Raw genomic sequence first — 20,212 nt, forward strand, 5'->3', positions numbered from 1 at the left:
CTCGTTGCTGGAGCTGTGCCTCTACAAACAAGAGTGTCGAAGCACCGACAAACAACTTTTGGGCTCGGTAGTCCAATGACTTATCTCTAGTGGAATTCACATGTAACCATTTTAGGCATTGACAAATGACGTTTTGATTCGGTACGTTATCCATAGAAATCTCCTTTGTTGAGCGTTTTATGGATACGCTGAGGGTAACTCAACAATAGGAGATTTCTTTATTTTTGTCCACGAATATAGTTCAATAAGTTACAAATATAGAGAATTATAGGGTGAAAATTTTCGTAAAAAGATTGATGCAACGCTAGTGCATCCACGCAGCATTTCACTGCCTCATCCATCCTCCGCCGCTTCGCTTTATAACATCTTCGACCATCTTACACTATCCCTATTTACACTATCCCATTCTCTGTTGACCTGCTCTCCCAATCCGTATGCACTCCCTATGGGACAGCCTCTTTTGATTGGCCGATCCAGTCCATGAGCCCCCTCTCGTGACGGGCATCTCCAGGCTAAGTTGTATATCTTGCGTGAATATTATTATGCTTGTAGGTGCCGCCTTCGCTAAATTCCGCCAGTTCCAGCGACAGCGCCAAATATCGTTGGTCGAACAACGGGGCAAAATGGGTCTTGATCGCATCGAACAGGGCGTCGCATGTATTTCGCTTGACTTGTTCCGAACGGCCGGAACCAATTTTTAAGGTGATGTGAACGAAAGCGTCATCTTCCGTGCCATCGGCAACGAGGTAATCATGCAGTTCGATCGCTCGCGAACGAATCCCTCCGATGGGAAAACTATCGCGCCGTGCAAGGAGCACATGGTGGATCGTTTTTAATAGCGTTGGAATATTGGCTTCCTCTTTAATATTACTTGTATATTCCACGATAATGTGCGGCATACACACTACCTCCTTCAAGCGTTGTCCATCGGGGAATCAGACCCGGATATGAAAAACATCATCGCCTGCTATTGTATTCACTAGCCGGCCAATGCCTTCGATCTCGGTCACCACTTCATCCCCGATCTCGGTGTTGACCAATCCCTCGGGCGTGCCGGTCAGGATGATATCGCCTTGCTTCAGTGTCATGAAGCTGCTCAAATATTCGATAAGTGCAGGAATGCTGAAGATCATGTCGGCAGTGGAGCCTTCCTGGGTCAAGGTGCCGTTCACGTAGGTGCGAAGAGTCAAATTCATCGGATCGGGCACATCGCCGGCGTCTACGAGCCAAGGGCCGATTGGGGTGCATGTATCCCGGTTCTTCACTCTCAGATTCGGCCGATAATAGTTCTCCAGATAATCGCGGATGGCATAATCATTGGCTACCGTATAGCCAGCTACATAATTGTAAGCAACTTCTTGCTTCACGGCGCGTGCGGTGCGGCCGATCACGACGGCAAGCTCGCACTCATAGTGCATATAAGCGGCGTCAGCGGGACGGCGAGTATGCCCGCGATGACCGATTAATGTGTTGGGTCCCTTCAGGAACACAAGCGGTTCAGCCGGAGCGGCAAAGGATAGTTCTCTGGCATGATCCGCATAATTCAAGCCGAGCGCGAATATCGTCCGGGGCTGCAGCGGCGGAAGCCATACGACGTCCGATTCGCTAACTACTCGTCCGTCATCAAGCTTCAGCCGTCCGTCCCATTCTATCGCGTGATGAATCGCTCCTGAATAAGCGACGCGTGCATGTCTCATCTCGCTTCTCCTCCTTCGACTCTTCCCTGCTCAGGCACAACGGGATTGTCCAGGCACCCGATTCCATCGATTTCAATCCGGACACCATCTCCCGCTGCAGCGAGCGGCGCGTTCTCGGGAATGCCGACATGCAGCATATCGCCTGCGTTCAACGTCATAAAATCCGTAACCTCCGCAAGCAAGCGGGGGATCGTGCGAATCAGACGGGCCGTCGTCTGTTCTTGCTTCAGCACCCCATTCACATATACGCGGATCTTCAGATTATGCGGGTCGCCGATCGCTTCCGGCTTCATGACCCAAGGACCTGCGGGGCAGAAGCCATCCCGCGACAGGTGGCGGATAGCGGGCCGGAACAGATGCTGATGCGGGATCTGGACATCATTCACGATCGTGTAGCCTGCTACATAATCAAGCGCTTCGGATTCGCTTACCCGGGTTGCGGTGCGGCCGATGACGACGCCTAACGCAGCGCCGATGGCTATCTGTTCGGCATCTGCGGGAAGAGGAATGGCCGAGCCGTACCCGATATGTGTATTCGCGGGCTTTATATACAGGACCGGGCCGATAGGGGGGGCGTTGTAAGGCGGTTCATTCACCGCATTCCCCAGCGCTTCCAGTACTCCCTTGTAATTGAGCAGCGTTCCGTAAATCATGTCGGTTACGGGAGTATCCAACGCCAGCCTGGAGGAATGAATGCGCTTACCATTTCGTTCGACCGTATTATTCTCCGGATATACCAATGCCTCTGTCCACTGCTGCATGCCGCATAGCTTAATCATTGCATTGACCATGTGTTTCGCCTCAGTTTCTATTTGTAATAGTTTTCATATATCATATCATATATGATTTGAATAGTGCAATATGGTTTCATTGTTGTGCAGTAAATGCCCCTGATCGCAACACCGCCCCGAGGCTTACTGCCCCGGGGCGGCTTCTGGTTACGATTCGGCTAATGGCGCGGAGGCGCCGGAGCTTGCTTGGCGAGCGGACGCCGCCTTGCCGCGGAACGGGCGGCTCAAGGAATAGACGGCCACGGCCAACGCTATCAGAACGATGGAGCAGCCGACCCAGGCGTTGTAGGTGACGGCGCTCTTCTCGATCACCATCCCGCCGACGACAGAGCCGGTCGCGATGCCCAGATGCAGCACCGAGGAGCTCAGGCTCAGCTGGATGTCTGCGGTATCGGGGGCGCACTGCATCAAGTAGCTCTGCTGTCCCGGAGTGAGCGCCCAGCTCAAGGCGCTCCATATCATGACCACTGCCATGAACAGGTAGAACGGCAGATGGGACGCGAAGGGCAGGATGAACATGATGCAGGCGAAGCTGGCTACGACGGTCAGGATGGAGCGCTTCGTGCCCCATTTGTCCGCCATCCAGCCCCCGAGTCCCCCGCCGGCGACGGCGGCGATGCCGAACAGGAAGTAGGCGACGCTCGTCATCTCCGGGCTCAATTGGTAGGTCGCCTGAAGGTACGGCGTCAAATACGCATACAAGGTCAAATGGCCGGTCAGCATGAAATAGGCCAGCAAATGCCCGCTTACCAGCTTGGCATTCTTCAGCGAGGCGAATTGGGCGCGAAGCGGCGCCGCCGGCGACGGCGCGACGGGCTGCAGCGAGAAGAAAATCGCAATCATGGCCACGACCGTGAGCAGCGCGACGAACAGGAACGGCGCTCTCCAGCCGTAAGCATGGCCGATCACCATGCCGATCGGGACGCCCAGCACAAGCGAGCCGCTGACGCCCATATAGATAATTCCGATCGCCCGGCCCTTATATTCAGGCTTCACCAGCTTCGACGCGATCGTGACCGACAGGACGATAATGAGCGAACCGCTCGCGGCGGACAGCGCCCGCGCGGCCATCAACGCCCCGTAATCGGAGCTGAAGGAGACGATCAGATTAGACAGCAGAAAGACGAGCAAAAAGAATAAGTACAGCTTCTTCCGTTCGAACCGCGCGGTCACGTTCATCAATATCGGCGCGGATACGGCGAAGGCGACGGAGAAGATCGTGATCAATTGGCCTGCGGCACTGACCGTAATGCCGAGGTCGGATGCGATCTGGTCAAGCAGCCCCCCGATAATCAGCTCCACCGTGCCTACGACGAAGGCGGCAACCGCCAACATGTATACCCGGAAATTCAAAGGAAACAACTCCAATCTGCATAAATCAAAAAGTTACTACCATTATAGTAACCATGAACAAAGAACACAACAATTAATTTTTTTCCACAGGCGAATTTATGGGCCTTCCGCTGCTGTTGTCAATGACAACGTGCACACGAAGAACTGCCAATCACAAAAAAAGCCGACGAAGAAATTATTGCAGATAGACACGTGCAGGGCTCCTTTCTACAATTAGCGATAACACGGCTGCGATAAAACTAAAACGCTTACATGGCGAGACGGCGCGACCTTGAACAGATGGAGGTACCGGAATGCGGCTCGGGAAGGATGAGCGGGTACAGATGACCAGCTTCCCATAGCGGAAGCTTTTTTTTGGAGTCAGACTCCGATTCGGCGGTTGACCAACATGTATATACATGATATCATTTCCCTGTGATTTGTATATACAAGTTTCGCAAAGAAAAGAGATTGTAAGCGTTACTAGGGGGATAGATGAGATGATGTAGGTGAAAAATGGAGGACAGAGCGAGGCAAGGGAAGTGAAATGATTCACGATCTGATTGTGGAATGGGATAACGATGAAAAACGATGCTCCAATTGGACAGTTGGATATTTTTTCAGCAAGATCTATACCGCATCAAAGAGTTTTGGAGGAGCTAGCGATGGCAATAAAGAGAGAGTCCGTGGAACAGATACTTGAGGCTGTTGGAGGATCGGACAATATTTCAGATGTTATACACTGCATTACGAGACTGCGATTTTCCTTGCGGGACGAGGGGAAAGTCAATAAAGAAGCGCTCGACCGGAATGACTTAGTGAAAGGCAGCTTTTCCACGAATGGCCAGTTCCAGGTGGTCATCGGCCAGGGAATCGTGGATAAAGTGCATAAGGAATTGGTGCAAATCGCAGGGATGGCGGGGACTTCCGATTCCGCTCCCGCTCCGGCGCAGGAGACGGCGCCAGCCAGCGAAGCGAAAAAAATCAATGCGCTGCAGCGATTCGTAAAGGTGCTGGGAGATATTTTTATTCCGCTTCTTCCCGCCATTGTCACATCCGGCTTGCTGCTTGGACTCAATAATTTGCTGGTGGGACCGGGCATTTTTTACGCGCAAAAGTCGTTGATTGACGTTTATCCGGCCTGGCAAGGATTTGCCGATATTGTCAGCTTGATTGCGAGCACCGCATTTACCTTTTTGCCGGTATTGATTGGATGGTCTGCGGTGAAACGCTTCGGGGGGAGCCCGCTCCTTGGTATTGTGCTAGGGTTGATGCTCATCCACCCGAGTCTCGCTCCTGCAAGCGACGCGTTAAGCAGCGGAGACATTCCTCGCTGGGATTTGTTTGGATGGTCCATCAATAAAATCGGCTATCAGGGACAAGTCATACCTGTCTTGCTCTCATCCTTTTTGCTTGCCCGAATCGAACTCTTTTTAAGAAAACGCATTCCCGACTCGATTCAATTGCTGCTGGTGGCGCCCATCGCGCTGCTGATCACCGGCTTTATTACCTTTGCGGTTATCGGGCCGGTTACGTTTCATATCGGCAACGCCATTAGCGATGGCGTCGTCGCGATGTTCCATCACTTCGGCTGGCTGGCAGGGTTTATCTATGCCGGAATCGGCGCATTGCTTGTCATGACGGGGATGCACCATACGTTCCTGGCGCTTGATTTGCAGTTGATTTCGAGTATCGGCACTACCTACCTGTGGCCGGTGATTGTCATGTCCAATATCGCGCAAGGAGCGGCGGCGCTTGCGATGATGTTCGCCAGCAAAGACGACAAATTGCGAGGAACGGCGCTCACCTCGGGCATTTCCGCCTTCCTGGGCGTGACGGAACCTGCGATGTTCGGCGTGAATATACGCTTCAAGTTTCCTTTTGTAAGCGCCATGATCGGCGCGGCTTGCGCCGGAATGCTGGTGGCCTGGAGGCATGTCACGGCTTCCTCGATCGGAATTGGCGGAATTCCGGCATTTTTGTCCATCTTCACTGACTTTTGGGGCATTTATTTTATGGCTATGGGCATTGCCGTTGCCGTGCCGTTTGTGCTGACCCTATTGTTTGCCAAAGTGAAAGGAACCGGAAAGTAACGGGCAGACAATTGGTGTGCGGACATTGAGGCAGGCATTAGGGCGGATTTAAGTAGAGGAGTGTAACCATGCAAGAACCTTGGTGGAAAAGAGCGGCCGTCTATCAAATTTATCCGAAAAGTTTTCTGGATACGACAGGCAACGGCATTGGAGATATTAACGGGATTATCGCCAAATTGGATTATCTTCGCGAACTGGGCGTGGATGTGATCTGGTTAACCCCGATTTATGCGTCGCCTGAAAAAGATAATGGCTACGATATTAGCGATTATTACGCGATTAACCCGCAGTATGGCACGATGGAGGAGTTCGACAAGCTGTTATCCGAAGCTCACCGCAGAGGGATGAAGGTCATTATGGACATTGTGGTGAACCACACCTCGACGGAGCATCCGTGGTTTCAACAGTCTTGCTCCTCCCTCGATAATCCATATCGGGATTACTATATATGGAAAGAACCGAACAGCGGACGGGAACCGAACAATTGGCAGTCGAAATTCGGCGGAAGCGCCTGGAAATATGATGAAAAGACGAAGCAGTACTATTTGCATCTCTTTGACGTCACGCAGGCGGATCTCAATTGGGAGAAGACCGAAGTGCGCCAGGAAGTCTATCAAATGATGAAATTTTGGCTCGCCAAAGGAGTCGACGGGTTTCGCTTGGATGTCATTAATTTAATTTCGAAAGATCAGAACTTCCCGAATGACGGCGGCGAGCATGCGCAGGCGGACGGCCGCAAATTTTATACGGACGGACCCCGCATCCATGAGTATTTGCATGAAATGAACCGGGAAGTGTTTTCCCTTCATGACACGATGACGGTCGGGGAGATGTCCTCCACTTCGATCGAGGAATGCATCAAGTACACGAATCCCGAGCGGCAGGAATTAAGCATGGCGTTTAACTTCCATCATCTCAAAGTCGATTATCCCGGCGGAGAGAAATGGACGCAAGCCGAGTTTGATTTTCTAAAATTGAAGCAAATCCTTTCGGAATGGCAAACGCGAATGCATGCGGGCGGAGGCTGGAACGCGCTGTTCTGGTGCAATCATGATCAGCCGCGCATTGTATCCAGATTCGGCGACACTGGCAAGTATCGGGTGGAAGCCGCCAAAATGCTGGGCACAACGATTCACATGATGCAAGGGACGCCTTTTATCTACCAGGGCGAAGAAATCGGAATGACGAATCCGGAATTCGATCATCTCGCGGATTACCGTGATGTCGAATCGCTAAATATGTACAGCATTTTAAGACAGCAAGGAAAAAGCCATGATACGGTAATGGGCATTCTCAAACAAAAGTCCCGCGATAATTCGCGGACTCCGATGCAATGGAATCGCGGCCCTCATGGCGGATTTACGAAAGGCATGCCATGGATTCAGGTTGCTCCGAATTATCCGGACATCAACGTAGAAGCTGCGCTGCAAGATCGGGATTCGATTTTTTATCATTATCAAAAGCTAATCCAACTGCGCAAACAATACGACATAATCACCTATGGAGATTACCGGTTGCTGCTTGCGGATCATAAACAGGTCTTCGCTTATGCGCGACAATGGCAAAATGAAACGCTTCTCGTTGTCAGCAACTTTTACCGCGAACCGGTTTCTCTTGCAGCCGACGAGATCGGGATTTCACCTGAGCATGGGAAAGGCGGCATTTTACTATCGAATTATGCCGATTCAGCGGAAGCATTCCAGGCTCTTCGACTGCGGCCTTACGAATCCATCGTGTATTATTGGAGGGGGGAGTAAGACAACCCGAAGCAAGGTCTAGCTCATGCAGGACGGAAACAGGCCGCCCAAGGACGTCATCCGTTGCTTCAAGGAATAAAAGGATGTATGCTTTTAATGATGAATATGCTATTGGAGAAATGGTGAGAAATGGAATGAGAAACAATAAATTTTCCGGGATTTATTATGATCTCGCCACAAAAATTCAATCAGGCGAAATGAAATCCAATAGTTTGCTGCCTTCCGAGCATGAATTAGCCAAGATGTACGACGCTTCCCGCGAGACGATTCGCAAGGCGCTGGACCAATTGGCGCAGAACGGCTTTATCCACAAGGTAAGAGGCAAAGGCTCTGTCGTTCTGGATATCGAGAAATTCAATTTTCCCATTTCGGGGTTGGTCAGCTTCAAGGAGATCGCCAACCGGTCCAGGAAGGAATGGCGTACGATTGTGCACGAATTGGTCCTTGTCAAGCCGGATAGCTTTATTCAGAAGCAGCTGAAAATCAACCAGAGAACAGCAGTGTGGAAAATTGTCCGATCGAGAGAAATCGCCGGGGAGCGGATTATTTTAGATATCGATTACGTCAACAAAGAATTTGTCCCCACGATTACGAAAGATATTGTGGAGCATTCGCTTTACGAGTATTTCGAGTCGCAGCTGGGATTGGTCATCAGCTTCGCCAAAAAAGAAATCACGGTGGAGCCGGCGACCGAGGCCGATCGGGAATTTATGGATTTAGGCGAACACACCTATGTCGTTGTCGTCAGGAACCATGTTTATCTGAGTGATGCCGCCTTGCTGCAGTATACCGAGTCGAGGCACCGGCCCGATAAATTCAGGTTTGTCGATTTCGCCAGACGCGAAAACATCGGCTTGCCGTTCAAGTGATCGGCAGCCAGTTCCATGCATGCAGGGGTTGTCCAATGGTAGTGTTTAGCTACACTGAGACAACCCCGCTTGCTTCTCACAGCTCGACTTGCCAAAAAAACTGCGAAATTACAGTTTTCCCTTGTGAAGTTTCCTCCGTTAAAGGAATTCCTGCAATACCGCAGGAATTTCAGCTATACCAATGGATTCAAAGCAAAAATCAGGGAAAATGATGCGTTTTTGCAGGAATGGCATCAGATCGCTGCTGAAATCGCGTAAATTCCTGCACATATGCAGGATTCGCTGCCTCCTCCTCTTTTCCGCCGCTCGTCCCGTCTTGCCCTTCCTCATTTTTCATCTCTTTTATTGGTTTGATAACGAAGCTGGCGGCTTGGATGAAAGACATTGCTCCAAGCGCCGAGCTGCGCAAATGGTTCAACCATGCTCCTTCGAAATTCCCGGAATTCCAGTGGCGGTATGAAGCCGAATTGACGAGCGCGGCGCTGCAGGACGATATCCGGCAATTGATCTCCTGGGTGCGGGAGAGCGATGTGACGCTGCTGTATGCCGCCAAAGACGAGCAGCATAATCAGGCTGTCGTCCTGCAGCGGTTTTTGACCAACCGGTGGCGGGAGATGAGTTAAAGCGGTTGTATCCGGAAGCCGGCGAGCTGCCCGCTTGCTGTCTCCGGCCCTCCTTTTTCCGTGGTTACATCGTAAGCCGCTGCCCCCGGTTCAGCTTCCAATCCGTATACAGCGCCTTGATCATCAGCCCCATCGAGGCGGCGATAAGCAGGGACGGAATCCAGAAAATCGTTGGCGATACTCCTTCGATCAGGAGCGGCAGAAAATATCCGATCAAGGAAGCGGTTTGCGAGATGAACACATAGAGACTGGCCCCGAAGCCCGCCCGATGGATGAACATGCGCTGGACATAGCCCATCCCGACGCCGTACAGCACCGAGACGAAGAAGGAATAGAGCGGCTGCACCAGGAAAAAGACAGGCAGCGATCCGCTCATGCTGTACGTCAGATACGTCATCAGCGCGAAGCCGCTGCCGAGCAGCAGAATTCGCTTGCTGCCGTATTTGGCCGCCCAATAGCCGGCCATCGTCATGAACAGCAGCTCGAAGACGGCCTGCGTGCTCCAGATGTAGGACATGAGCCGGGGATCGCCGAACAGCTCATGCACGACGAGCGGGAGATACAAGCCCCGGATCGCGTCCGCGCAGGAGAGCAGCAGGATGGCGAACAGCATAATCAGCGAGAACGGCTCCCCTGTGCCGGACTGCTTCGCCGTCAGCGGCGAGGCCGTAATCTCCCGGTAGAACAGCAGCAGCAGGAACAAGGCGGCATAGCCCGCCAGATTGCCCCACAGAACGCCCTGGAACGTGGCGGCCAGATACAGATTGGCGCCGAGGAGCAGGCCGGTGAAGAAGCCGACGCTGTACGTGGCGCGGAGCCAGATCTGCGCGATCTCGACGACGTCGGGCGCGAGGCGCGTGAAGTGATTGCGCGCCATCGCGAACAATTGCCCCATAATCATCCCCGAAGGCGCGGTGGCGAGCGCCATCCCGACGAGGGCCGTGGCGTAGGAGTCCGCATTCATATAGATGAGCAGGCCGCCGATGCACAGCAGAGAAGCGATCATCGGAATCGTCTTCTTCCGCTTGATGCGGTCGCTCACGATGCCGACCGTAATCGTCAGCACCATATTGGAGAAGAGCGAGATGGCGAAAATCGAGACGATTTCGATTTTGCCCAGCTGCACCGATTCCTGCAAATAGACCGCGTTCATCGGAGCGAGAATCCCGGTACCGATTCCGTACAAGAAAAGGGTGAGCACGAGCAGCCATGCCCCCGGAATTTTGACAAACACGTTGAAATCATGCCATATACGCATGGAGAGAAACTCCTTCCTGGAAGCGCTTTTAGAGGTAGTTCAAAATGTCCGCTTTTGATCACGAAGCGAGTCAGGAAGTAACTCAGCATCGAATCTTGAGACTTTACCTACCATTATGCGGCCAATCTTGCGCGAACGACAAGGATTTATTTTACAGGGCTATATACGAATTCGGTTATATTGGGAATCGCCTCAACGCTTTATATGTGATATACTGGAAATATAAACCGACTAAGATAACGACTTTTGAAGTAAAGATCATAGCTGAATGACAACCGCGAAGCACGCGTTGTCTGCATCTCCTTTAACCAGGAGCTGTGGATAGCGCGTGCTTTTTACATGTTTGGTTTTGCATGGAAAGAGAGGTCAAATATGATACAATGGGGAGGAAATCAGGTGAGAGCCGCCAATGTACAGCAAACGGAAAGACTTAACCCGAAAAATGATTTTTTGTTCAAACGGTTGTTTGGTGAAGAAGAAGGAAAGCCGCTGCTTATTAGTTTGCTCAATGCGATACTCCGCCGTGAAGGAGCTCGGCAGATCACCGATGTGTCGATAATGGAGGATACGAAGCTCGCCCGCGAGTTAATAGAAGAGAAGGAAGCCGTTCTCGATATTTTATGTGAAGTCGATGGCCGCGAAAAAGTGAATGTCGAAATGCAAGTTCGCCGCTTTGTGCGGATGGATTATCGGAGTCTGTTCTATGTGGGCAAGCTGCTCACCGAGTCGCTTCGCTATGGCGAACCTTATGAACGTTTGCAGCGCTCCATTGGGATCAACATTCTCGATCATTGCTATCTGCCGTTGAAAAAATATCACAATACCTTTCATTTATATGAGGACGAAGAGCGTCATTATATGCTGACAGATATTTTGGAGCTCCATTTTATCGAATGCCCGAAATTCCGGCAGCTGCCCTTTGACATCCATGATCCGCTGCATCGCTGGCTGCGGTTTTTGGAACAGAAGGCTACTGCCGAACAACTGGAGGAGTTGATGATGTTGGATAAGGTATTCAAGGAAGCCGAAGACCGTCTGGCCAGCTTGGCGAGCGACGCGGAGACGCGCCGGCGCTATGCCCTGCGGGAAAAGGCCTTGCATGATCACGCCAGCCTCCTGCAGGATGCGCGTACGGCCGGGTTCCAGGAAGGGATCGAGCAAGGCATTGAGCAAGGTCTTGAAAAAGGTTTTGAAAAAGGAATATATCAAGCGGCAGCAAACATGCTGAAGGAAGGACTGGAGACCGCCTTTATCTGCCGTATCACTGGGCTTGATGCCGAACAGCTTGAACGGGTAAAGGAAGCGATGAAGCGTGAGTCTAAGTCGAAAGGAACGCTCTAACGGGACGCCTCGGCAGTTAGGGCAGCTGGTGCATGCGCTTACGCAGCGAAGTTCCGCGGCAGGCTGTTTGTGCAAATATTTCGGAAGATAATTATAGTACCGATCCGGATCATTTGTTATGGTAGAGATACTTCAACCGAAGTTCCATACCATTTGACAACGCAGAGAGCCTGCAAAGAGGTGTTGACGCAATGAGTATCAAGGCAATCTTGCTCGGGGCAGGAATCCGGGGCGCCGAAGTATATGCCAAGCATGCGCTGCAGTACCCGGAAGAACTGGAATTCGTCGCCGTCGCGGAGCCGGATGTGAAGAAACGTGAGGCGTTTGCGCGCTTGCATCAGATCGATGCCGGGCAAGCGTATGAAGATTGGCGGGAAGTGTTCGAACGGCCGCGGTTTGCCGATGCGGTGTTGATTTGCACGCAGGATCGGATGCACTACCAAGCCGCAATGGCAGCTCTGGAGCAAGGTTACCATGTGCTGCTGGAGAAGCCGATGTCGCCTTCTCCGACCGAATGCATTGAGATTGAAGCCGCCGCCCGCCGCAATCAGCGGGTGCTGACCATATGCTATGTTCTCCGGTACACGCCGTTCTGGTCGGGAATCCGTCAAGTCATCGAGGAGGGCGGTATCGGGAAGGTCGTGAATATCCAGCTTCGCGAAAATATCGGCTTCGGCCACATGGCGCACAGCTATGTGCGGGGGCCGTGGCGCAATACGGCGGAGTCGAGTCCGCTGGTGCTCGCGAAGTCATGCCACGATCTGGACATCATCCTGTGGCTGATGAACCAGGATTGCAGAAGGCTGACGTCATTCGGTTCCCTCTTTCATTTCAAGAAGGACAACATGCCGGAGGGAGCGACCGAATACTGTACGGACGGGTGCATTCACGCGGACAGTTGCTGCTATTCCGATTTGCGCTTTTACTTGGGAGAAGGACGCCGCCGCGCGCTGCACTTTACGCGGGACGGATCGGACGAGAGCATCCGGGAGACGATCCGGAGCACGCCTTTTGGCCGCTGCGTCTACCAATGCGACAACGACGTTGTCGACCACCAAGTCATCAACATGGAGTTCGTCAATGGAGCGACCGCTTCGTTCACGCTGTCGGCCTTCACGCATGACAGCACGCGCACCGTCCATATCTCGGGAACGCGCGGGGAGATTCGGGGCAATATGACCGATCAGGCGTTTACCGTCTACGACTTTGTCAGCGGGACGGTGCGGGAAGTTCGGGTTCATGATGAAGGCAGCGAAGGCTGCACCCGGATGATGCGGGAGTTCTGCCGGCTTGCCGCCGAACCGGACAACCCCTATGCGATCGAATCGCTGCGCGGCTCCCTGCAGAGCCATATGATGGCGTTCGCGGCGGAGGAATCGCGGTTGAGCCAGGGCATGCCGGTAGAGATTCAGGAGATGATCATGCGTTATCGGTTATCCTCGGCCAAAGCATTGGCTTCCGCGGGAATATAATAGCCTGAACAGGGCCCTAGAAGAGAAGAAGGAATGGTCTGCGGCAGCGCTTGCTGCTGCCGATTCCTTCTTCTTTGTTTACTCGTACAGCCCCGCGCGGAGGACCCAAATCCTTTCCTTTATATATGAGCTTGTACTCCCCGACGGGACTAGGGGGGCCGGATTGCCGGCGGCGGCGGTATAGGTCTTGAATTTTTCACCCTGTGCTCGTACGATCAGCTTATGACGTTCCGGACAAATGTCTGCCGAATACAACCCCTGGTCGGCGGCAATCGGAAGCGGCTCCTCCGGCAGAGAGGAATCCGCATAAGCAGAGATACGAGATATTTCCCAAGTTAGACTCAGCAGAACGACCGCCATGGCAAAGATTAAGGCACGGTATCGATAGCTTGGTATGGAATGCATCATTTCTGCCTCCACCGCATCAACTGCTCCAAGTAGTTGGAGGCAGTGTATCCAAATGCTTTATTTTCATTCAGCCGTCCAGCCATTTCATAAGCAGGAGGTCTACTATGAACCAGAATTCGATTGCTGTAACGACGCATCCAAGCTTGTTCCTCATTACAGGCATTATGGCATCAGGGAAATCCACGGTTGCACAGCTGCTCGCCGAACGGTTCGAGCGAGGCGTACATGTCCGCGGAGACGTCTTCCGCCGCATGATCGTGAGAAATGCTGCCCGAGCCCTCGGAGGAAGCGCTCCGGCAGCTTCGCATGCGTTACCGCATGGCGGCCGCGGCGGCCGATGCTTACGTCGCGGCGGGATTCAGCACGGTCGTGCAGGATGTCATCGTCGGCCCCGAATTAGGCACATTCCTTCAATTCATCAATACGCGGCCATTATATGTGGTCGTGCTCTGCCCGCGGGCGGAAGTCGTGGCGGCAAGAGAGTCGTCCCGCTCCAAGCAAGGCTACGGGATATGGACCGTGGACGCTCTCGATCGCATTTTGCGCCAGGAGTCGCCTCGGATCGGCATGTGGCTCGACACGTCCGACCTGACGCCGGAAGAGACGGTCCGGGAGATCGAGCGCCGGGCATGGACAGAAGCGATCGTCCGGCCGTAAAATAGAGTAGCATGCAGATGGGAAACCGCAAGGAGGATACATCATGGAACAGTGGGAATATAAGACGCTCAAGATCAAAACCGGAGGTTTTATGGGAGGAAAGGTCAATGAGCAGGAGTTAGAGGAGGAGTTGAACCGGCTCGGACTGGACGGATGGGAGCTGGTATCCTGCTTCGATACGAGTCTGGGCCAGGGCCAATCCCGGGACGTAATCGCGGTTTGCAAGCGGAGGAAGGGGAGATAACCTTGTTCAAGAGCCGCCAGCTTGCGGTTCGCAGACTGCTGTCTGCCGATGCTTCCTTGCTCGTCCGCTGGTTATCGGATCCGGAAGTGCTCCGTTATTACGAGGGCCGAGATCGGCCGCACGACATGGAGATGGTAAGGAAGCATTTCTATGAGGATCAGGAGGAGATAACGCGGTGCATCATTATGTACGAGGGACTAGCAATCGGTTATCTCCAGTTCTATCCGCTGTCGGAGGAGGAGCAAGCCCAATACGGGATCAAGGAACCGTTGAACCGTGTATTTGGCATGGATCAATTTATCGGGGAGACCGCCTATTGGGGCAAGGGCATCGGCACGAAGCTGATTAAGACAGTGGTGAATTACTTGATCGCGGAACATCTAGCGTTCCGGATCGTGATGGATCCGCAGACGTGGAATGAGCGCGCGCTTCATGTGTATGAGAAATGCGGCTTCCGCAAGTTGGCCCTGCTGCCGAAGCATGAGTACCATGAGGGAGAGATGCGGGATTGCTGGCTTATGGCTTATGACTCCGCGGACGGAGCCCGGCCCCCGGTGCAAGAGAGCGGGGAAGGCACAGAGTATATAGACACGTTCACGGACGCGATGAAGCCTGCGGGCATAAGGTCAAGAGACGAGGTCCATGCCGAAGGGCTGTGGCACCAGACGTTCCACTGCTGGTTATGGATGCAGGAGAAGGATAGGGCCCATCTTCTGTTGCAGCGCAGACATGTACATAAGAAGGACTATCCAGGCATGCTGGATATTACGTCGGCAGGACATCTGGAAGCGGGCGAGACGCCGCAGGACGGAGTGCGGGAGCTGCGCGAGGAGCTGGGGATCGAACCGGAACCGGGGAAGCTGGTCTATGCCGGCGTCATCGGAGATTCGACGTGCAGCCGGGCATCATCGACAATGAGTTCTGCCATGTCTTTTTCTATCGTTATGATGGGGCAATCTCCGATTTCCGCCTGCAGGAAGATGAGGTCGATTCCATCGTCCGGGTCGAAGCGGAAGCTTTCCGCAAGCTTTGCTTCGGCGAAGCGGACTGCATTCCCGGAGAGGAGTTCTTGCCAGGAAATGGCGAACGCGGTGCAGGGATAAAGCTGACCATGAGCGATCTCCTCCCCCATGAACCGGGTTACTTTGCGTTTCTGCTTAATCATTTACAGGACCTTATTGAATAGGTATCGGCTTATCCGCCAGCGGCGTCAAGCTTGCTGGCCTTGCGGCAGACTGTCCATACGGCGGTCTGTTTTTTTATAGGAGGAGCTTCATAAGAAATGGACAAGAACATCAAATGTAAATAATTACATATATTTACAAGTGGGAAAATTGTGTTATGGTTAGAGTGTATTTACCTGAAAAAGGGGATGATTTGGAGTAATGAAGAGGTTGGTAACGATGTTATCCGTAGTTGCTCTGTGCATTGCCTCGCTCTCCACGATTGCTTCCGCGAACAGTAAATACACCTGGCCCGTACCTGACTCCACGCGAATTACTCAAGGCTTCAAAAGCAATACGCACAAAGGCATCGACATTGGGGCGAAGAAGGCCGGCGTCGCCGGTGATCGGATCGTCGCCTTCTATGGCGGCATCGTAGCCCGTTCCGGCTGGTCCAACAGCTATGGCTGGGTCGTCTATGTTCATCATGCCATCAACAGCGCCAACTATCAATCCCGCTATGCCCATATGAATAAGACGCCTGCCGTGTCCACCAACCAGAAGGTAGGCAAAGGGGCCACGCTCGGGTATATGGGCAAGACGGGAGATGCGACAGGCGTTCATCTTCATTTCGAGACTAGGAAATGTACGGGCGCCTGCAAAACAGACAATTCCTCCACTCCGGTTAATCCAATCACGAATTTCTTCCCTGAATATGCGGGCAAAGTACCGAAATCGCTAGTGCTTGGAGAGTCAGACTCGGAGGATGTTAATGACTTGCTCGATGACATCTTCTACAGCGTGGAGGAGATTCTGAACATGACCGCCGTGGAGCGGTTATCGAAGGGCATTCCGTTAGAATAGCAATTGAGAGCCTATTATAGACAGAGGAGCACACCGATGAAAAAAACGATACTGGTACTCGTTTCCGTCATCTTCCTGCTAACCGCATGCGGCACAACGCCTTCTTCTTCGGGGAAGGAGGGCAAGAAGGTAACGGTTCAGACCGTGCTGCAGGTAATGGAGGAGACCGCGCCCCCGCCGTTGACGAAGGAAACGCTGGAACAGACTTCCCCAATCCCGCTATTTTTATGGCTTCGCGATGTGGAGTCGTGGACGAACGGGTTGCTTCGCTACTCGCAGCGGCTGACCTTGAACGAGGAGGACAAAAAAGCTTTCTTGACTGCGCTGGGCCGCTATTACAGCGAAGAGCAAGCCAAGCGCTTGTTCGATTCCTATTTCCAGGCCGGCTCTGAAGGAAACTATTCCTTCAAGGAGCAGGAGCCGTTCGGCGTTCTGTCCTCGATTCATTTCGGCTTGAAGTCAAGCAAGTCAGAGGCAGACGGGCGCTACCAGATTCATATCTCCGGACAATATAGCGACAGCCTCGAAGAATTGATAGAGGTACAGGTTGAGGAATCGGTAACAATATTGGCGGATAAGCTTCTCATCGATCAAGTGGAGGCTGTCCGCCCCTGACAAATGAATGACACGGCCGGACCCAGTGCCATGCGGCGCTGGGTTTGTTGTCTTCGGGAACACCTACTATAATAGATAGACATAATCTAGCAGGTGAGGAAGGAGACATGTTTTTTCATGAAGGAGGATATCGATTTCATTGCAAGGCAGTTGGACCTGCATCTCGCGCATATGCATCCGGTGCTGTTCCAGTCGGTAGCCGAAGGGGTTCCCGCGGAGATGAGAGACGGCGACATTACCGAGGACGGCTGGGTACGCTGGAAATGCATCCCCTCGTCCATTACCGCAGAGGAGATCGGGGAACTGGAGAACGAATTCTCTATCTCCTTTCCGCCATTGATGCGAGCTTTGTTCCGTACCTATACCGTCGAGAAACACCGTTGTATCCGGGGATCGGACGGCGGTGTTTTGAACAGGCTAGATTTACGAACGGTTGGAGCGGGCTGCCGTCCCGTTCTTTGTTTTGATGATATACGGCTCTGCATACAGCCCCTTATAAGTGCACTATCCTCTTTAGTTAGGAAGGAGCATCTTTGATTTCCTTACAGTCTGGCAATATTCCCGTTTGTCAGGGGATGATCATATGTTGCCTCCTATAAGGAGTATCCCAATCTTTCAGAAACCAGGTTCAGAGCGGATTTTGATGTATTGTCTGCTTCGGCAAAAGTCCTGGAGAAGGGTCTCGCCTAATGAACACGAAATATCTGGTTCCTAATGAAGAGAGTTCAATTCTGACTCAATGGGAGAGTGATACAAGCAGCAGAAGCGGATAATTTGAGTCGGTGGGGGAGGCAGGCTGTGAATCACGAAAAAACGAACCTGACCCGTTGGGAGAATGCCGTAAATGGTTATATAGTCGCGCTCCATCTAAAAACCTAGCAGCATCACCTGCGCCAATAGGAACAATTTGCGAACAGAGGATATTCAAGGATTGTATAATCCTGTATAGTATGTTTTGGAAAAATACATAATACCATGTTCTGGGAGGTAAACAATTTGAAACGATGGATTCATAAAGGAGCGGCGGCCCTGATTGCCCTCGTGCTGCTCTTCGGCGGAGCTATGCCCGGAGCGGCAGAGGAAGACATTCAATGGGTCGAAGGCAAGGGACAACAGGTACAGCTCGATAACGGAATCGCTTCCTTTAAGCTCGAAGAGGGCTTGATTTTCTGGACGGGAAAAATACGAAGGCTTGGAAAAGACAGATCAAGTCAGTTCCGAGCGAGGAAGAAATCGGTGCAGTCATTCCGGATGAGGAGGACTCGACCTGGATTGCGCTCTTCGAATATACGGATTCCGGTTATATCGAAGACAGCGAGAAAGACGACATTGACGCGGATGCCCTTCTTGCCAGTTATAAGGAAGGAACGGCCGAAGATAATAAGGAAAAGGATCCGAGCATGCATCTGTTCGTCGATGATTGGGATGTCAAGCCGACCTATGATGCGGACACCAACAGACCAGACTCGTCTGGTCTTTGCTAGCGCATAATGCGCAGAATGAGAAAATAATTAATCCTGAATTTCGAAAGTAACTGTGCCTGAAAAATGAAAAAAGGGCCCAAATCTTTGGTAGAATAGTGTTTGCGAAAACAACATCACCCAAAGAGAGGAGCACCTTTTAGGTGAAGTCTACCACACCCGTCAGCAAAATCAAGACTGAATTTTCCTTGCGTCACGCTTCCAGCGTTGGTGGAAGCAAAGTATTCCTGGAGTATCTCGAAAAAATCGAACTGGACAAAGCATTGCAGAACTTGAGCAACATCAAACACAGGCACTCCCTGTTCCCTGTTTTTCGCATCCTGCTCTACCTCATAATCGGCTGGACACTCGGTTGTGAACGCCTTTTTCATTTTCGAGCGTTGCAACAGGATGCACTTGTGCAACGTTTCCTCGGTGGACGCTGTCCACACCACACCTTGCTGTATAAAGAATTGAATCGGTTTGGTAAGCAACCAACTTTCACACTCGACTTGAGAAAGTTGAATCAGCAGGTCATCGCGCCTGGTTTGCCCGATGAACTCATCATGGATCTGGATTCCACCGTGGAAACCGTTTTTGGTCACCAAAAAGGCGCGGCCGTTGGCACGAATCCCCACAAACCGGGACGTAAAAGCTACCATCCGCTGTTGGCTTATGAAGGCCAATCTCGTTTGTGTTTAAACGCTGTTCTTCGTGCTGGAAATACGCATTCATCCACGAATGCCGCTGACTTCCTCCGCCAGACGTTCGAATTGCTTGGTGATCGTCCGGTGAAGTATGCCCGATTTGACAAAGGATTTGGCGGTGAGGACTTTTACGGCTTATGGGAATCCAAAGGAATCGGGTATGTAGGAAAATTGAAATGGACCCAGCGACTTCAAGCGGAAGTGCAACGCTGCTCCGTTTGGAAGCGATTTGTCGATGAGGAGTGGATCATCGAGGGCATTGTACTGGTCTACAAAGCCACCTCCTGGAAGAAAGCACGCCGTGTTGCCGTCATCCGCAAAGCACAGGTGTACGATGGGGATCAATCTCGGCTTCTTCTTGATACAGATTGGCAGTATGAAGCGATCGTCACAAGCCTTGAGTGGGAGCCGATTGACCTGTGGCATTTCTACAACCAGCGTTGCTGCATGGAAAACCACATCAAGGAAGCCAAGCGTGGCTTTTCCATCAACCGCATTTCGACAAGCCGCTTCACCGCGAATGAAATCGACTTGCTAATCAAGCTGTTAGCATACAACCTCTACGAACGGTTTAAACGCGACTGCTGTGAACCGGTTCATCACGGGTATACGATTGCCCGGTTTCGTCAGGAGTTTTTCCTCTGTGCCGCGACCATCATCCAGCATAGTCGGCAGGTGATTCTCAAGTTGGCGAGAGATTTCCCGAACCGCTACACTTGGCTACGGATCGCGACAAAAGTTGCTGCGCTGGAATGACCGCTTCCAAAAATAAACATGGAAATGCAATGCCTCTGTGGGATGGGGAGGGGGAAAATATGCCCTTCTTTTCGAATTAGCGCTCATGGGACTGGATATTTTCTT

19 protein-coding genes and 2 pseudogenes are annotated in these 20,212 nt (G+C 52.2%); 15 read left to right on the forward strand and 6 right to left on the reverse strand.

The window, feature by feature from the left end; genetic code table 11:
* Positions 1-512: 512 nt before the first annotated feature.
* The 4 genes from ABD76_RS09920 to ABD76_RS09935 all read right to left on the reverse strand — a co-directional run bounded on the left by ABD76_RS09920 (position 513) and on the right by ABD76_RS09935 (position 3,823).
* Entirely contained in the window at positions 513-899 is a 387-nt protein-coding gene (locus tag ABD76_RS09920) for a 5-carboxymethyl-2-hydroxymuconate Delta-isomerase (protein ID WP_197256481.1), read from the reverse strand.
* Between the two features lie 36 nt (positions 900-935).
* Complete coding sequence (locus ABD76_RS09925) at positions 936-1,697, reverse strand: fumarylacetoacetate hydrolase family protein (RefSeq protein WP_197256490.1); 762 nt, start codon at positions 1,695-1,697, stop codon at positions 936-938.
* On the reverse strand, positions 1,694-2,488 hold the full coding sequence (locus ABD76_RS09930) for a fumarylacetoacetate hydrolase family protein (protein WP_197256497.1): 795 nt from the start codon (positions 2,486-2,488) through the stop codon (positions 1,694-1,696). Before ABD76_RS09930 ends, ABD76_RS09925 begins: the two co-directional genes overlap by 4 nt.
* 147 nt (positions 2,489-2,635) lie before the next feature.
* Positions 2,636-3,823 carry an MFS transporter gene (locus tag ABD76_RS09935; RefSeq protein ID WP_197256525.1) on the reverse strand — a complete coding sequence of 396 codons (1,188 nt, stop codon included), beginning with the start codon at positions 3,821-3,823 and terminating at the stop codon, positions 2,636-2,638.
* 662 nt (positions 3,824-4,485) lie between these two features.
* Here ABD76_RS09935 and treP point away from each other — a divergent pair.
* The 3 genes from treP (at position 4,486) to treR (ending at position 8,539) form a co-directional block, all read left to right on the forward strand.
* Positions 4,486-5,913, forward strand: a complete 1,428-nt coding sequence (gene treP, locus ABD76_RS09940) for a PTS system trehalose-specific EIIBC component (RefSeq protein ID WP_197256504.1) — start codon at positions 4,486-4,488, stop codon at positions 5,911-5,913.
* A gap of 68 nt (positions 5,914-5,981) precedes the next feature.
* Positions 5,982-7,670 carry an alpha,alpha-phosphotrehalase gene (gene treC / locus ABD76_RS09945; protein ID WP_197256506.1) on the forward strand — a complete coding sequence of 563 codons (1,689 nt, stop codon included), beginning with the start codon at positions 5,982-5,984 and terminating at the stop codon, positions 7,668-7,670.
* Positions 7,671-7,804: 134 nt separating this feature from the next.
* Positions 7,805-8,539, forward strand: a complete 735-nt coding sequence (gene treR, locus ABD76_RS09950) for a trehalose operon repressor (protein WP_197256508.1) — start codon at positions 7,805-7,807, stop codon at positions 8,537-8,539.
* Between the two features lie 138 nt (positions 8,540-8,677).
* Here the strand turns inward: treR and ABD76_RS09955 are convergent, their stop codons facing one another.
* Complete coding sequence (locus tag ABD76_RS09955) at positions 8,678-8,869, reverse strand: hypothetical protein (RefSeq protein ID WP_197256510.1); 192 nt, start codon at positions 8,867-8,869, stop codon at positions 8,678-8,680.
* A gap of 20 nt (positions 8,870-8,889) precedes the next feature.
* Here ABD76_RS09955 and ABD76_RS09960 point away from each other — a divergent pair, with 20 nt between their 5' ends.
* Entirely contained in the window at positions 8,890-9,162 is a 273-nt protein-coding gene (locus tag ABD76_RS09960) for a DUF488 domain-containing protein (protein ID WP_420901935.1), read from the forward strand.
* Between the two features lie 64 nt (positions 9,163-9,226).
* On the opposite strand, the gene ABD76_RS09965 is transcribed toward ABD76_RS09960, so the two are convergent.
* On the reverse strand, positions 9,227-10,420 hold the full coding sequence (locus ABD76_RS09965) for an MFS transporter (RefSeq protein ID WP_197256514.1): 1,194 nt from the start codon (positions 10,418-10,420) through the stop codon (positions 9,227-9,229).
* 396 nt (positions 10,421-10,816) lie between these two features.
* Here ABD76_RS09965 and ABD76_RS09970 point away from each other — a divergent pair, with 396 nt between their 5' ends.
* The 11 genes and pseudogenes from ABD76_RS09970 (at position 10,817) to ABD76_RS10020 (ending at position 20,107) form a co-directional block, all read left to right on the forward strand.
* Positions 10,817-11,761 carry an Rpn family recombination-promoting nuclease/putative transposase gene (locus ABD76_RS09970; protein WP_197256515.1) on the forward strand — a complete coding sequence of 315 codons (945 nt, stop codon included), beginning with the start codon at positions 10,817-10,819 and terminating at the stop codon, positions 11,759-11,761.
* Positions 11,762-11,952: 191 nt separating this feature from the next.
* The gene (locus ABD76_RS09975; protein ID WP_197256517.1) at positions 11,953-13,233 is read left to right on the forward strand and encodes a Gfo/Idh/MocA family protein; all 1,281 of its coding nucleotides are present in this window, start codon (positions 11,953-11,955) and stop codon (positions 13,231-13,233) included.
* Positions 13,234-13,745: 512 nt separating this feature from the next.
* Positions 13,746-14,298: pseudogene (locus ABD76_RS09980) on the forward strand (AAA family ATPase).
* 43 nt (positions 14,299-14,341) lie between these two features.
* Positions 14,342-14,542, forward strand: coding sequence for a DUF4177 domain-containing protein (locus ABD76_RS09985; RefSeq protein ID WP_197256519.1), 201 nt, complete (start codon positions 14,342-14,344; stop codon positions 14,540-14,542).
* A pseudogene (locus tag ABD76_RS30925) lies at positions 14,539-15,069 on the forward strand (GNAT family N-acetyltransferase); the annotation flags it as partial. The gene ABD76_RS09985 and the pseudogene ABD76_RS30925, both read left to right, overlap by 4 nt.
* Positions 15,070-15,228: 159 nt before the next feature.
* Complete coding sequence (locus ABD76_RS30930; RefSeq protein ID WP_242069494.1) at positions 15,229-15,645, forward strand: NUDIX domain-containing protein; 417 nt, start codon at positions 15,229-15,231, stop codon at positions 15,643-15,645.
* A 300-nt stretch (positions 15,646-15,945) separates the two neighbouring features.
* Entirely contained in the window at positions 15,946-16,569 is a 624-nt protein-coding gene (locus tag ABD76_RS10000) for a M23 family metallopeptidase (protein ID WP_197256520.1), read from the forward strand.
* A gap of 36 nt (positions 16,570-16,605) precedes the next feature.
* Positions 16,606-17,184: a hypothetical protein gene (locus ABD76_RS10005; protein ID WP_197256522.1), complete on the forward strand. Its 579-nt coding sequence runs from the start codon at positions 16,606-16,608 to the stop codon at positions 17,182-17,184.
* A gap of 117 nt (positions 17,185-17,301) precedes the next feature.
* Positions 17,302-17,721 (forward strand): hypothetical protein, encoded by a 420-nt coding sequence (locus ABD76_RS10010; RefSeq protein ID WP_197256524.1) that lies wholly within the window; start codon positions 17,302-17,304, stop codon positions 17,719-17,721.
* 668 nt (positions 17,722-18,389) lie between these two features.
* Complete coding sequence (locus ABD76_RS30935) at positions 18,390-18,668, forward strand: DUF2167 domain-containing protein (RefSeq protein ID WP_420901936.1); 279 nt, start codon at positions 18,390-18,392, stop codon at positions 18,666-18,668.
* Positions 18,669-18,808: 140 nt separating this feature from the next.
* Positions 18,809-20,107 (forward strand): IS1380 family transposase, encoded by a 1,299-nt coding sequence (locus tag ABD76_RS10020; protein WP_197253375.1) that lies wholly within the window; start codon positions 18,809-18,811, stop codon positions 20,105-20,107.
* Positions 20,108-20,212: the final 105 nt, after the last annotated feature.

It is taken from the genome of Paenibacillus dendritiformis, assembly GCF_015845845.1.
Taxonomy (GTDB): Bacteria; Bacillota; Bacilli; order Paenibacillales; family Paenibacillaceae; genus Paenibacillus_B; species Paenibacillus_B dendritiformis_C.